Origin of the sequence: Algoriphagus hitonicola, from assembly GCF_900113375.1 — a bacterium.
Lineage (GTDB): Bacteria > Bacteroidota > Bacteroidia > Cytophagales > Cyclobacteriaceae > Algoriphagus > Algoriphagus hitonicola.
In genome coordinates this window covers 266,854-282,218 of the sequence record NZ_FOPC01000004.1, presented here as the reverse complement: position 1 = coordinate 282,218, position 15,365 = coordinate 266,854, and the positions used below count along the sequence as shown (strand labels likewise).

At 43.9% G+C, this 15,365-nt stretch carries 11 protein-coding genes; 10 read left to right on the top strand and 1 reads right to left on the bottom strand.

Features of this window, described 5'->3' with window-relative positions; all coding sequences use genetic code 11:
* The first annotated feature begins 48 nt into the window (after positions 1 to 48).
* The 9 genes from BM043_RS07580 to BM043_RS07540 all read left to right on the top strand — a co-directional run bounded on the left by BM043_RS07580 (position 49) and on the right by BM043_RS07540 (position 14,543).
* A complete protein-coding gene (locus tag BM043_RS07580; RefSeq protein WP_092790381.1) occupies positions 49 to 702 on the top strand; it encodes a Tll0287-like domain-containing protein in 654 nt (217 codons plus the stop codon).
* A gap of 256 nt (positions 703 to 958) precedes the next feature.
* The gene (locus BM043_RS07575) at positions 959 to 4,111 is read left to right on the top strand and encodes a SusC/RagA family TonB-linked outer membrane protein (RefSeq protein WP_245752983.1); all 3,153 of its coding nucleotides are present in this window, start codon (positions 959 to 961) and stop codon (positions 4,109 to 4,111) included.
* Between the two features lie 12 nt (positions 4,112 to 4,123).
* On the top strand, positions 4,124 to 5,977 hold the full coding sequence (locus BM043_RS07570; protein WP_092790379.1) for a RagB/SusD family nutrient uptake outer membrane protein: 1,854 nt from the start codon (positions 4,124 to 4,126) through the stop codon (positions 5,975 to 5,977).
* A 69-nt stretch (positions 5,978 to 6,046) separates the two neighbouring features.
* Positions 6,047 to 9,385 carry a VCBS repeat-containing protein gene (locus tag BM043_RS07565; RefSeq protein WP_092790377.1) on the top strand — a complete coding sequence of 1,113 codons (3,339 nt, stop codon included), beginning with the start codon at positions 6,047 to 6,049 and terminating at the stop codon, positions 9,383 to 9,385.
* A 9-nt stretch (positions 9,386 to 9,394) separates the two neighbouring features.
* On the top strand, positions 9,395 to 10,351 hold the full coding sequence (locus BM043_RS07560) for a formylglycine-generating enzyme family protein (RefSeq protein ID WP_092790375.1): 957 nt from the start codon (positions 9,395 to 9,397) through the stop codon (positions 10,349 to 10,351).
* An 18-nt stretch (positions 10,352 to 10,369) separates the two neighbouring features.
* Complete coding sequence (locus BM043_RS07555) at positions 10,370 to 11,683, top strand: Gfo/Idh/MocA family oxidoreductase (protein WP_092790373.1); 1,314 nt, start codon at positions 10,370 to 10,372, stop codon at positions 11,681 to 11,683.
* 3 nt (positions 11,684 to 11,686) lie between these two features.
* Positions 11,687 to 12,598 carry a hydroxypyruvate isomerase family protein gene (locus tag BM043_RS07550; protein ID WP_092790371.1) on the top strand — a complete coding sequence of 304 codons (912 nt, stop codon included), beginning with the start codon at positions 11,687 to 11,689 and terminating at the stop codon, positions 12,596 to 12,598.
* Between the two features lie 9 nt (positions 12,599 to 12,607).
* Positions 12,608 to 13,645: a WD40/YVTN/BNR-like repeat-containing protein gene (locus BM043_RS07545; RefSeq protein ID WP_092790369.1), complete on the top strand. Its 1,038-nt coding sequence runs from the start codon at positions 12,608 to 12,610 to the stop codon at positions 13,643 to 13,645.
* A gap of 163 nt (positions 13,646 to 13,808) precedes the next feature.
* Entirely contained in the window at positions 13,809 to 14,543 is a 735-nt protein-coding gene (locus BM043_RS07540) for a 1-(5-phosphoribosyl)-5-[(5-phosphoribosylamino)methylideneamino]imidazole-4-carboxamide isomerase (RefSeq protein ID WP_092790367.1), read from the top strand.
* Positions 14,544 to 14,592: 49 nt separating this feature from the next.
* Here BM043_RS07540 and BM043_RS07535 read toward each other — a convergent pair whose 3' ends face one another.
* Entirely contained in the window at positions 14,593 to 14,946 is a 354-nt protein-coding gene (locus BM043_RS07535) for a hypothetical protein (protein WP_092790365.1), read from the bottom strand.
* A 74-nt stretch (positions 14,947 to 15,020) separates the two neighbouring features.
* Between BM043_RS07535 and BM043_RS07530 the strand changes: the two genes are divergently transcribed.
* Entirely contained in the window at positions 15,021 to 15,359 is a 339-nt protein-coding gene (locus BM043_RS07530) for a tRNA-binding protein (protein WP_092790363.1), read from the top strand.
* The last annotated feature ends 6 nt before the right edge of the window (positions 15,360 to 15,365 follow it).

Genomic DNA, 15,365 nt, shown 5'->3' with positions numbered 1-15,365 from the left:
TATAATGGATTGAAGTTTTTAGATTTAAGTATCCAAAAGTTAATCAATATGAAATACGTAATTCTTCCTGTTTTAATTTTATTCCTGATGTCCTCCTGTGGCTCTGGAGAGCGGGTTTCCAAGGATGTTTTTGATGATGTCAATGAAGCCATGGAGGTCAAAAAATTGAATGAGGCCGAGATTTATGAAGCGGCAATGATTTGGGGAGATTCGATCAGCACCGAGGCGCAGAAGCAACTGATCGGTCAGCTACAAAATGCCATTGCCGAAAAAGGAGTGCCGGGAGCGATTGAGTTTTGCAATGTTCAAGCTTTGCCCATTTTGGAAGAGGTCAGTCAAAAATATGAAGTAGAAGTCAGGCGGGTTTCTAACCGATATAGAAATCCTGTCGATCAACCTTCAGAAATGGAGCAGCGGATTTTGGAAACCTATGAATATAATGTTGAAAATGAATTGGAATCCACTCCCAATCTGCAGAAAATTGATGATGGGGAGGCGTATTTATATTCCAAGGCGATTGTGATTCCCGGTGGGCTTTGTTTGAATTGCCATGGCGATCCCCAAAAAGACATCAGTGAAGAGACACTCGAAAAGATCAATTCGCTTTATCCTCAAGACAAAGCCACAGGGCATAAAATTGGGGATTTAAGGGGAATGTGGTCTGTTAAAATTCAAAAAAGTGAGGTAGTCAAACGCATGTGATTATAGGAAAGTAAATTAATCTGGAAAAGGTGACCGATGATTGATTTCATCGGTTTTTTTTGTCCTATAAAAAAGTGAAAAATTTGTTTTTGCTGTAAAAACAATACCCTTTTATTCCGGGTATTCTAATTTTTTAAGTTAAAAATTCTTTATATATGTCATAAAACAGTCAGGATTTAAATGAATTCAGTAAGAAAATGATTGGGTTATAGTTGAACTTTATTTTACAATTTTCATTAACCCAAAATTTCATTATATGAAGAAATTTAACTCTGTTAAGCTTTTTTATTTAAGCTTATTGATGGTTCTAGGTTTAACCACCTCGGCCATAGCACAGACCCGGGAGGTGTCTGGAACAGTTTTGTCAGGAGAGGATAATCTCCCTTTGCCGGGAGTTTCTGTTCTGGTAAAAGGTACTTCGTCTGGTACGGTCACGGACATAGACGGTAAATATACCGTGCCAGTCAGCAGTGATGATGCGGTTTTGGTATTTTCATTTATTGGATTTACGACAGTAGAAATACCGGTAGGAAATCAAAATAACATTGAAATCACTCTCAATCCCGACACTCAGTCACTAGAGGAAGTCATCATCGTAGGTTATGGGGAGCAAAAAAAGGAGACCATCACCGGTTCTGTCGCCAGTGTCAAAGGGGGTGAACTGGCCAAATCTCCTACGCTCAATCTGACCAACTCCCTAGCAGGGCGAATGGCCGGTGTAGTCGCCGTCAATAGAAGTGGTGAGCCGGGATACGATGGATCTGGAATCCGAATCCGAGGTTCCAATACGCTAGGAAATAATAATGCACTGATCGTGATCGATGGGATTCCCGCACGATCGGGAGGGCTTGACCGAATCAATCCAAATGACATTGAGAGTATTTCAGTTCTGAAAGATGCTTCGGCAGCTATTTACGGAGCACGTGCGGCTAATGGAGTAATCTTGGTGACAACAAAAAGAGGTCTTGATGGCAAACCAGAATTGACCTTTCAGGTTAATCAAGGATTTGCTCAGCCTACGGTAATCCCCGAATTGGCAAATGCGGCCCAATACGCAGAGATGCTCAATGATTTGGACATTTACGGATTGCCGGTAAGCGAGTGGGATGCGGCCAATCAAGCCTATCAAACTTCTGGAGAATATACCCGGCCAAATGGTCAAGTGAGAAATGCTCCCTATACTCCGGAGGACTTGGAGCTCTATAGAAATGGAACTGATCCTTGGGGTCATCCTGACACGGATTGGTATGGAGAAACGCTCAAAACCTGGTCACCTCAATCTCGCTACAATCTCCAACTCGTCGGTGGGAGTGAAAATGTAAAATACCTGACTTCATTGGGCTATCAAAATCAGGATGCTTACTATAAAAACTCCGCAACCGGATATAAGCAATATGACTTCCGAGTGAATCTGGATGCGAAAATCAACGAATATATCAATGTAACCCTAGGCGTGCTAGGAAGAGAAGAATTTAGATTTTTCCCTACTCGCGGAGCTGGATCAATCTTCCGAATGCAAATGCGGGGAAAACCCAATCAGCCCGCCTATTGGCCAAATGGCCTACCTGGCCCGGATATCGAAAATGGTGAAAACCCAGTGGTTATCACGACCAACCAAACCGGATACGATCACGATACACGAGATTACTTCCAGTCCAACGGTTCGATTGTGTTTAAAATTCCAGGAGTCGAAGGCCTAAAAATCACCGGAACGGCGTCTGTGGATAAGACCATGCGAAACCTGAAGAGATGGGAGATTCCGTGGACTCTTTATGAAATGGGAAGTGGATTTGAGGACGATGGCGTCACGCCAGTCTTGGTGCCCAGTCAGCGCGGACCGGCAGAGCCTAGACTTCGTCAGGAAAACATCAATCAGTTAAACATCCTCGTCGGTACTACCGCTACGTATGATAAGGTGATAGCGGACAAGCATTCGATCAATGTTTTGGCAGGATTCAATAAAGAAACTGTCGAGGGAAATAACTTCAATGCCTTTAGAAGGTACTTTATTTCCACTGCGATTGATCAGATGTTTGCCGGTGGTGACTTGGAGAAAAACAACGGCGGCGGAGCATTTGAGCAGGCGCGGATGAACTATTTCGGTCGTGCGGCATATAATTACGATGAAAAATACCTAGCCGAATTCCTTTGGAGATATGACGGGTCTTTTATTTTCCCGAAAGACACGCGATTTGGCTTTTTCCCAGGCATCATGCTGGGCTGGGTAGTTTCAGAAGAGAATTTCTGGAAAACTGCCGTAGGAGAGAAGTTTGACTTCTTCAAAATCCGGGGTTCTTGGGGACAAATGGGGAATGACCAAGTTGGAGCTTATCAGTTTCTGTCCACCTATGGATTCAATTCATACATTATAGGAGGTGTCGAAACCAAAACCCTATTTGAAACTCGAGTGCCAAACCGTGGCATTACTTGGGAAATCGCCAACAACTCCAATTTAGGATTTGAAGGGCAGTTGCTTCAGGGAAAAGTTTTCTTTGAATTTGACCTTTTTTACAACAAGCGAACTAATATCCTTTGGCAAAAAAATGCTTCGATTCCGCAAAGTACCGGGATCAATTTGCCTCAGGAAAATATCGGTGAAGTGGAGAACAAAGGATTTGACCTGAACATGGGAACTCGCGGAAATATCGGAGAATTCCAATACTCATTCAGTATCAATGGTGGCTATGCCAAAAACAAAATTCTGTTTTGGGATGAGGCCCCTGGAGCTCCAGAGTGGCAACAATCTACCGGAAAGCCGATGAATACCTTTTTGGTTTACCAATTTGATGGCGTCTTCAGAAACCAGGAAGAAATCGACTCCGAAACCTTGGATTACTCGGCGCTGACCAATAATCTACGACCTGGTGACATGAGATATGTCGATTACGATGGAGATGGCAAAATTACGCCGGATGATCGTGTTCGGATGGACAATAATGATATTCCACTTTTCCAAGGTGGAGCCAATATCAACGCCAGTTGGAAGAATTTGGATATCGCTATTCTCTTTCAGGGAGCATTCGGAGCTAGACAGTATGTGAGTGCAGGTGAATCCGGAAATATCGGAAACTTCCTTTTGGATCTCTATGAAAACCGTTGGACCATTGATAATCCAAGCAGCGAGCATCCAAGAATCGCCAACCGAAGTGATCAGTATTACTCCGGTGGTAACACCTACTGGTTTAGAAGCACAGATTACCTGAGACTGAAAAATGTCGAAATCGGCTACAATCTGCCTCAAGCAATGGCAGATCGTATCGGAGTAGGCAATCTGAGGGTCTATCTAAATGGTCTCAATCTATTTACTTGGGACAAGCTAAAAGTGTATGATCCGGAATCCAACAATTCCACCGGTCAGTACTATCCACAAGCTAGAATTATTAGCACCGGTCTTTCTGTCACTTTCTAATCTAAGCGAATCATGAAACTAATTAATAAAACGTTCTTATTTATATTTATTGCAGGACTGATTTCGGTTTCTTGTAATCATGACTTTCTGGATACGCGGCCTCTCGGAGAGGTGTCCGAATCTTCAGTCTGGGCTGATCCTGCGCTAGCGGATGCTTTTGTAACGGGCATTTACCAGGGATTTGGAAATGGAGGCTTTGACGAGCAAATGCTGGCTTCACTCACGGATGAAGCGATCTTCACCCATCCTGGTCGGGGAATCAACACCATCACCGAATCCCGGTCCAATCCTGCCGATATCGGCTGGGTAAACAACACGATTTGGTGGGGAAATATGTACAGCCGAATCAGGGCAGCCAATATTGCTATCGCCAAATTGAGCGAACCGGAATTTACCGATCAAGACGCTGCAGATCGATTAATGGGCGAAGCTAAATTCCTTCGTGCCTATTATTACCATCAGCTGATGCGCTATTATGGAGGTGTGCCGATTGTGGATCGTCCCTATGAATTGGGTGAAGAAACTTATTCTGCTCCTCGAAATACCTTTGAGGAAGTGGTGGATTTCATTGTCTCAGATTTAAACGATTCGGCTACTTTGCTTGCAGGAAGATCTATGGCGAATGGTCGGGCTTCTCAAGTAGCCGCTTTGGCGTTGAAGTCGCGAGTATTACTCTATGCAGCGAGTGATTTACATGATGCACCTACTGCAAAAGCAAAATCTTCTGATATGGCAGCATACGGTAATATTGAATTATTGGCCTATACCTCTGGAAGTCGAGCGGAGCGCTGGCAGCGAGCTCAAGCTGCTGCAAAAGCGGTCTTGGACTTGACGACTGGGAACATGATGGGATTAACCGAGCCGGTGTCTCATGAGGAAGGAATTCAAAATTATATGAATAATTCCTTGGCTCGAAATGGCGGAGAAAATGAAATCATCCTGGGTCGGTATTTTATCAATGCCAAACAAGAAAACGGTGGGCGTCAGGGGCTTTTTAACGGTCCAAATGGCTATAATAACTGGGCGGGAAATACGCCGGTTCAGCTGTTGGTGGATGACTATGAAATGATGGATGGTACGGAGTTTTCCTGGGAAGATGAAGAGCAAGCTAGCAATCCATACGACAATCGTGATCCGAGATTTTACGCTTCCATCTTATACGATGGGGCACAGTGGAAACCACGTTCCTCTGCCAATCAGCCTAGAGACCCACTTGGTCAGATTCAGACAGGAACATACGAAGTGACAAATTCCTCTGGAGAGGTTGCAACCCACTTTGGATTGGATACGAGAAACTCTCCGATCGAAGACTGGAATGGTAGTTATACCGGATATTACATCCGTAAGTTTATCGATCCGGATCCAGCGATTGTCGATCAAAACACCTGGCAGGAGATCCCTTGGCCGATCTTGAGATATACCGAAGCGGTATTGAATTATGTGGAGGCTTCCATCGAACTGGGACAAGAAGAAGAAGCCAGAAACTGGCTAAACCAAATCCGATTCAGAATAGGCATGCCAGCAATCACGGATTCGGGAGATGCGCTTAGAGATCGATATCGAAACGAAAGAAGAGTGGAAATGGCCTATGAAGAACAGCGTTTTCACGACGTAAGACGATGGATGATAGCTCCCGAGACACTCGGAAGACAGGCTGATGGAATTAACATCACAGGGACACTGAAACCTGGAAAAACCGTTTCGGTCTACCGCTATGACCCTGAGTCCTATGACTATGTTTATGAGGTCATCGATATGGATCCCGGAAAAGAAAACCGAACCTGGTTGGATAAGATGTATTACTTACCCATTCATCGGGATGAAATCAACAGAAATGAAAACCTGATCCAAAACCCGGGTTACTAATCGAATAAATTCTGTTTAAATTAGACTCAGCCATTTCACTGTGAAGTGGCTGAGTTTCTTAATTTCCAAATGCGTAGAATTACCACATCTTTTTATTGCGTCCTGATTGTGCTTTTAATCTCCTGCCAAAAAAGTGCTCCTGAAAAAAAAAGCAGACCAGAAACTAGCTCAAATGCGCTTTTTCAACTCGTCGAGCCTAAAGTTTCCGGAGTGACGTTTATCAATCGTATCGAGGAATCCTTAAACCTCAATGTCCTGATGTATGAATACCTCTATAATGGGGCAGGAGTGGCTGTGGGAGATCTTAATGGGGACGGGTTGGACGATCTTTATTTTTCGGCCAATGTCAGTGGTCCGAAGCTTTATCTTAATCAAGGGAATTTAAAATTTAAGGACATCACCGAGACCGCAAATGTTCAAGGAATTCCTGGACCATGGAATACCGGGGTAGTTTTTGCAGATGTCAATGGAGATGGGCTCTTGGATATTTATCAATGTCGCTCCGGTGCGTTGCCACCTGAAAAACGAAAAAATCTACTTTTTATAAATCAAGGACCGGATGAAAGCGGCATTCCGATTTTCGAAGAAAAAGGGGCTGAATTTGGAATAGACTCCAGCTCTCCCAGCACTTCGGCAAGCTTTTTTGATTTTGATCGGGACGGAGATTTGGATCTTTTTTTACTTAATCATAACACGCGCTCCATCCAAAATCAGGATGTTTCCCGAACGATAAAGCTCTTAAAAGAAAAGAATGAAGCTGGTTCGCAGCTTTTTGAGAACAGAAATGGAGTTTTTGTAGAAGTAACCTCAGAGGCAGGTATTTCAAGCTCCGTTTTTTCCTATGGACTCGGCATTTCGACCGTGGACGTCAATATGGATGGATGGCCTGATATCTATATCGGAAATGATTACGCCATGCCGGATTACCTCTACATCAATCAAAAAGACGGGACTTTCAAGGATGAGATTGGCCAGCGCCTGGGGCATATTTCCAATTTTTCTATGGGAAATGACATCGCCGATGTCAATAATGACGGGTTGCCGGATATTTTTACCTTAGATATGCTTCCAGAGGACAATTACCGTCAAAAGCTCCTCATGGCACCGGACAATTATGAGGTCTTTCAGCTGAATCTGGACAAAGGCTGGCATCATCAGTACATGAGAAACATGCTGCATGTCAATGATGGTACGGGGAAATTTCAAGAGGTCGGTCAGTTTTCTGGAATATCCAATACCGATTGGAGTTGGTCGGCCTTATTTGCTGATTTCGACAATGATGGTTGGAAGGATCTCTTTGTCAGCAACGGATATCTGAGAGATTATAATAATCAGGATTTTTTGATGTACATGGAAAATTACGTGCAGACATCCGGAGGAAATCTCAAGCGCGAGGATTTATTGGACTTGGTAAAAACGATGCCCTCGACCGGAATTTCCAATTATGTCTTTCGAAACAATCAAAATCTTCAATTTGAAAATAAAACGCAGGATTGGGGGCTCGATATTCCGCTCACCAGCAATGGCTCGGCGTATGCGGACTTGGACAATGACGGTGACTTGGACTTGATTGTAAATAACATCAATTCTCCAGCGTCTATTTTTGAAAATAAAAGCAACGAGCTCCAAGCCCAAAACTACCTCAAAATCAAACTTACAGGAGAAAAGAAAAATCCGTTTGCCATAGGTACTCAAGTCAGCGCATATTCTGGAAACGCTATCCAATACCTGGAGCAAAATCCTTATCGGGGATTTCAGTCTTCGGTAAGCCCCGTTTTACATCTGGGTCTGGGAGAAGGGAGGTCCATAGATTCGTTGGTGATTTCTTGGCCTGATGGTAGCGAAAAAATCCTTCGATCAGTTTCTGCCAATCAGACCTTGGAAATCGATTCAAATACGGGAGATGATTATCAAGGGAAAGCAAAGGAAAATACCCCGATTTTATCCAAGACTTTTGAAGTCGGTTTGAAAAAGGGAGTCCAGTCCAATGATTTCAAAAGACAGCCGATGCTTTTGCATCCCATTTCCAATCAGCAACAAGCTTGGACTGTCGCCGATTTTGACCAAGACGGGCATCCCGATTTATTTGTAGGAGGAGAGCGAGGCGTTTCGGGTGGGATTTTATATCACTTGACCAGTCCCCAACCCAAAACCCCGGACACTTCTTCATTCAAAGGAGACTCCCCTGCGGAGGACAGCGATGCGGTGGCATTTGATGCCAATGGAGATGGAAAAACAGATCTTTTGGTAGCGGGTGGAGGCCTTCATCAGTTTCAGTCTGGAGATAAAGAGTGGGAACCACGACTTTACCTCAATCAAGGAAATAAACGATTTACTCGATCGGAAAATGCATTCGATGGTTTTTCTAGCCCAGTAAGCAAAATTTTAGTCCATGATTTTAACGGTGATGGTGCTGAAGATGTCCTGTTGGCTTCCCGACTCACTCCTGATCAATATCCTTTATCTCCGGGAGCACAGATCTGGATCAGCGACGGAAAGGGAAAATTTACCGAAGAAACCCAAAAATACGCCCCAGAACTTTTTGAATTGGGGATGATCACCGATGGGGTTTTTGTGGATTTGGACCAGGATGGTTCAGATGAATTGATTCTTGTCGGGGAGGCAATGCCCATTTCTATTTTTGAAATCAACGGAAAACAGTGGGAAAAAGCTACTGAGCGATATTTTGAAACTCCACTGATTGGTTTTTGGAATCACATCCAATCGGCAGACTGGGACCAAAACGGAAACGTGGAATTGATCGTCGGAAATATTGGGAAAAACACCCAACTCCGAGCATCCTTAGAAAAGCCAATGGAGCTTCTTTTCAGGGATTTTGATGGAAATGGATCTATGGATGCGATATATGGATATCCTATTCAGGGCGAAGTTTACCCTCTTGTCAGTCGGGGAGAGTTGCTTGCGCAAATGCCCTTGCTTAAAAAGCGCTACTTGGATTTTAAAAGCTACGCCTCTTTAAAATTTGAAGACCTTTTTTCTCCATCTGAACGCTCAGATGCAGAATTAATCCAAATCAATGAACTGGAAACGGTGTATTTGAAAATCAACAGTTTAGGGAAATTTGAGCAAAAGCCGCTGCCACAGGAAGTCCAATACAGTCCGGTCTTTGCCTCCCATGCTACTGATATTAATGATGATGGAAAACTTGACCTGATTCTCGGAGGAAATATGGATTTTGGTAAAATAAGCATCGGAAAATATGATGCTTCTAGGGGATTGATTTTACTCGGTGATGGCGCCGGAGAATTTCAGCCACTCAGTCCGGACGAATCGGGAGTTTCAATCCTTGGAGATACCAGGGGGATCACGACTGTCGAAGATTACCTGATATGGATCGAAAAAAGCAAAGCGGTCCATATTTACAATAAAAACCAAGCACCCAATTGATAAATTGAAATGATTAAAAAAGCGCTATTTCTTTTAGTTTTTACGTTCTATGGGATGTTTTCGGACTATTCCAATTTTGAGCCCTATACCCAAAAAATTCCCGGTACCGAAGCTCAATTTGACTTGGTTCCTATCCCTGAAGGAAGTTATCGAATGGGTTCGGAGACAAGTCCTTTTCCGGATGAAAAACCGGCCCATACCGTACAAATCGATGCTTTTTGGATGGGGACGCATGAGATCACATGGGATATTTTTGAGCTTTTCCTCGACAAGAATTACGAGCTAGCCATGACCGAGGAACCGATTACTGAATTGGTGGATGGTTTGACTCGACCGAGCATACCCTATTTGGATATGACTTTTGGGATGGGAAAGGAAGGAAAACCTGCCATAGGAATGACCCAATATGGAGCGATCCAGTTTTGTCATTGGTTGTATTTGAAAACAGGGATTTTTTACCGGCTCCCAACTGAGGCAGAATGGGAATATGCAGCAAAAGCAGGCACCCAATCCACTTATTTTTTTGGTGATGACCCCGAGTTACTTGCAGAATATGCTTGGACAGCGGAAAATTCGGAAGAGTCCACTCAAAAGATTGGTCAGAAAAAACCCAACCCCTGGGGGCTTTATGACATCTACGGCAATGTTATGGAGTGGACCTCAGATCAATATGACCCGGATTTTTATCAAAAATCATCAAATGAAAACCCAAAAAATCCAGCCTTGGAGCTTTATCCTAGAGTCATACGTGGAGGAAGTTTTAAGCATAGTGCTGAGGAGATCAGTTCCACCAAAAGATATATTAGTGATCCAAAATGGAAACAGATTGATCCGCAGATTCCAAAAAGTCAGTGGTGGTTTCCGGAGGCACCCTTTTTGGGATTGCGCGTAGTAAGACCGCTGATGCCTCCGAGTCCCGAAGAAATTAAAGCCTATTACACTCAGGCTCCTATTGCCGATTATTAACCCTAAATTAACCAAGCCATGAAAAATCAAAACTCCAGGAGAGATTTCATCAAAACCTCCGCATTGGTCACAGGCGGAATGCTTACTTCCCCCTTTGTCCTTCCCGGCGCCTATGCCGCTACCGAAAACCATCTCAAACTTGCGGTCATTGGTTGTGGTGGCAGAGGAACTGGGGCGGTATTCCAAGCCTTAGAAACTGGTCATCCCATCAAACTTGTCGCGATGGCGGATGCTTTTCGCGATCGACTGGACAATAGTCTAAAGCCCATGCTTGACAAGTACGGGACAGAAAAAATTGATGTCCCCGAGGAAAGAAAATTTGTGGGTTTCGATGCCTACAAACATGCAATCGCAGAGGCGGATGTAGTGATTTTAGCCTCTCCTCCGGGATTTAGACCTTCCCATTTTGAAGAGGCGGTCAAGCAGGGCAAACAGATCTTTATGGAAAAACCTGTGGCTACCGATGCGGCAGGCATTCGAAAAGTATTGGCTGCGGCTGAAGAAGCCAAAGCTAAAAAACTCAATGTAGTCGTCGGCCTACAGCGACACTACCAAAACAACTACCGTGAAACCATCAAGCGAATCCATGATGGTGCCGTGGGAGATATTGTAGGAGGTCAGGTGTATTGGAACGACGGTGGCGTCTGGGTACGTGAGCGTCAACCCGGACAGACCGAAATGGAATATCAAATGCGAAATTGGTATTATTTCAACTGGCTCTGCGGAGATCATATTACCGAGCAGCATGTCCACAATATTGATATTGCCAACTGGGTCAAGCAGTCTTACCCTGTCAAAGCGGAAGGCACCGGAGGCCGGGCCGTTAGGACGGGAAAAGACCATGGTGAAATATTTGACCACCACGTGCTTACCTTTACTTATGAAGATGGATCAGTGATTCACAGTGAATGTCGACATTTTCCCGGAGCCGCCAACCGCGTGGATGAATCTTTCCAAGGAACAAAAGGAAAAGTATATCTCAGTGCGGGAAATCACGGAGTATTGACCGACTGGAAAGGAAATTCGATTTATACACACGATCGAGAAAATAATCCAAACCCCTATCAGCAGGAGCATGATGAGCTTTGGGCTGCAATTGTAAAGGGTGAATATAAATTTGAAGATGCAGAAAATGCCGCTAAAAGTACGATGACCTCCATCATGGGAAGGTATGCAACCTATTCCGGTAAGGTATTGACCTGGGATGAGGCATTGAATGGAACGGTGGATTTATTCCCTGAGGAACTTTCATGGGACGCCATGCCAAAAATTCTCCCTGGCGATGACGGCTTCTATCCTCATGCTGTACCAGGTAAAACCAAAGTGATATAAGCCATGGAAAGACGAGGATTTATCAAAAAAATGGGCCTGGGGAGTACTGCTTTGAGCCTTTCAGGAGGATTGAGTTTGGGGGCTTTTGCTGAAGATCAGAGGGCTCCTACATTCAATATGGACTTTGCCCCACATTTTGGAATGTTTCGAAATTCTGCCCCAGGAGGTATTGAGGATGAATTAAGATTCATGGCGGATCAGGGCTTTCGTTCACTTGAGGACAATGGTCTTCTTGGAAGGTCGGTAGCAGATCAGGAATTGATGGGAAAACTGCTCTCAGATCTAAATATGAGGATGGGGGTGTTTGTCATCGATGGCGGAGACAATTGGAAAGTGTCACTAGCTACCGGGAAACAGGAATTTTTGGATACATTTTTAGCAACCTGTCGAAAATCCGTCGAAGCAGCCAAGCGAGTCAATGCCACATGGATGACGGTAGTTCCGGGGTATTTTGAGCGAAATCTCCCCATGGGAATCCAAACCGCCAATGTCATCGAAGCACTTAAAAGAGGTGCAGAAATCCTAGAACCTCATGGATTGACGATGGTTTTGGAGCCCTTGAGTGATAATCCGGATCTATTTCTTCGCCATGCCGATCAAACCTTCATGATATGCAAGGCAGTAGATAGTCCTGCCTGCAAAATCCTGTATGATGTCTATCACATGCAGCGAAACGAAGGAAATATCATTGCTACCATGGAAAAAACTTGGGATGAGATTGCTTACATTCAAATCGGAGATAATCCAGGCAGAAAGGAACCAGGAACCGGAGAAATCCATTATGGAAATGTCTTCAAATTCATTCATGAAAAAGGATTCAATGGAATCCTTGGAATGGAGCATGGCAATGCCTCTCCGGGTAAAGAAGGGGAGTTGGCCCTGATTGAAGCGTATCGAAAAGTGGATATTTCATAGCAAGCAAAAATGTTGAAAAAAAGTATCGGAGCGCTGTTGATTTCAACAGCGCTTTTTTCCTGCCAAAAGAATTCAGGAGAAGGGACAGTAAAGGAACCAGTTGGTTGGGAGATGATGAATACCCCGGTAAAAGCATCCTTGAGGGGACTTTCTCCGGTGACCGAAGACATTATATGGTCAAGTGGAAGTGGAGGAACCTGGCTCAAGTCGCTGGATGGAGGACAAACTTGGACTCATGGGATCGTGGACTCCTTGGACAGCGTGGATTTTAGATCGATCTATGCCTTTGACGCAGAGCAAGCCATCGTGGTATCTGCTGGTCAACCCGCAGTCATATACAAAACCGAAGATGGAGGTCAAACATGGACCAAAAAACACCAAGAACCAGCGGATGCATTTTTGGACGGTATCAGTTTTGCTGATGAAGATCGAGGCTATGTCTTTGGTGATCCGGTTGAGGGTAGGTGGACGATTTTGGAGACCAAAGATCAGGGGGAAAACTGGAGTCTAATTGATTCACTTCCTTTGGCCGAATCGGGGGAAGCGGGATTTGCAGCTAGCGCATCATCACTTTTAGCACTGGACGATGAACTCTGGCTGGGAAGCGGGGGAACGGTGTCCAATCTTTATTATTCTCCAAACCGAGGCAAAACCTGGGAAAAATGGAAAAGCAATTTGGCACAGGGCAATCCCTCACGGGGGATTTTTTCCATTACTCATGTCGGAAATGGAGAAATCATTGCAGTAGGAGGAGATTATACCCAAGAGAAAGAAATCACCGGCAATGCCGGGTTGTTTCTTATTCCCGACCAAGAGTGGTTACAGCCTACCAGTCCACCTGCCGGATACCGATCTGCAGTTGCTTATTTTTCCCATTACCATTGGGTGATTGCGACAGGACCTTCCGGAAGTGATTTTTCAACAGATGGAGGAAAAAACTGGACATTGTTTAGCTCAGAAGGATATCATGCGGTGAGCCGGGCACATTCGGGAGGAGCCATTTGGGCTTCCGGAGCTGATGGCAAAATAGGGCGATTAAAGTATTGAAAATAAATCTGGGGGTTTTTTGCATTGAGCCTTTCAAAACCAGCTAAAATTTGACTATTTGTAAAGAAATCTATCTATTCACTGTGCCAAAACCCCTTAAGTATTATATTTAGGGTAAAGTTTTTAAAACCGCCCAGTTCAATCTTTCGAATAATTTACTAACATGTTTGAAATAATTCCATCTATTTGGCTCATTAATGGGAAGTGCGTTCGCCTCAAACGAGGAGATTTCACGACCGAAGAAGTGATTTCCTCCAATCCCCTGGGAATCGCTCAGGAGTTTGAGTCTATCGGCCTAAAACGACTTCACTTGGTTGATTTAGATGGGGCTCGAAGAGGGGAACCCAAAAACTATCATATTCTTGAGGCGATTGCGGGCTACACCGATTTATTAATTGATTTCACCGGAGGTATCACCACAGATGGAGATGTAATTAAATGTTTTGAATTTGGTGCCAAAACCGTGACCATATCCTCTGCAGCTGCCAATCACCCAGAGCGCTTCGGACAGTTTATTCTATCCTATGGTAGGGAAAAAATCAACCTAGCAGCCGACTGTAATCCTGTGGATAACAAAATAAAAATCCGGGGTTGGTTAAAAAAAACCAGTATAGATCTTTACGACCACATTGAGTTCTTTTATGATCGTGGTCTGAAATACCTCAAATGCTCAGACGTCAGCCGGGATGGCGTGATGGAGGGGCCAAATTTGGAGCTGTATAAAAATGTCATCGATCGATTTCCCAATATTCATTTAGCTGCAAGTGGTGGTGTGCGTGGAATCGATGATTTTAAAGCACTCAGGGATATCGGAGTAAAGTCCTCAGTTTTTGGAAGAGCGTATTTCGAAGGGAAAATCACCCTAAAGGATCTCGAAAAATTTATATCTGAATCATAAAAAAAAGAGACTCAAACGGGTCTCTTTTTAGTTATTAAGAAAACACAAATTAGTCTGCTTTGAATTTATCCACCACGTATAAAAATATATTGAATGATAAAGTGGATGAAACGGGTTCTGGAGTCTTTTTACCTTCTTCGCCTAAAATTACTTCCCGACGGATCGGGGTATTTTGAGTGGGTAGGTTCTTTGTCTTAGGTGTAACCATCACCTTGGGAATGACAACTTCCTGAGAAGTAGTATGATCCTCGGTAATCGGCCTATCGAGCTGCTTTAAAGGCTCTATTTCTACCTTTTCTTGTTCATTTTGAGCAGAAGCCTCTTCGGCAAACACACAAATTCCCAACAAAATTGTTGCGAGCAAACTCACTTTTTTGAAAGGAAATATTGTAGAATTGAACATAGTTAGTATAAGCTTACCAATGGTTAACTTGCAGGATTTGCAAAAGGTTTCTAAAAATAAGAAAAATTTCTTCTATGCAAACGATTGACTTCGAAGATTTCGACAAAATTGATTTAAGAGTGGGTACGATTGTACAGGTCGAAAATTTTGAAAAAGCCCGAAAACCCGCTTATAAAATTTGGGTGGACTTTGGGTCTGATTTTGGGATTAAAAAATCCTCGGCACAAGTGACCGCTTTGTACTCAAAAGAAGAGCTGATGGGTCGGCAAGTCATCTGTGTGGTTAATTTCAAACCCCGACAAATCGCGGATTTTATGTCGGAAGTATTGATTACGGGATTTTCGGATCCAGATGGAAATATCGTGCTCAGCAGTACCGAACGACAGGTTCCCAACGGGGCAAAACTTCATTAAATCCAA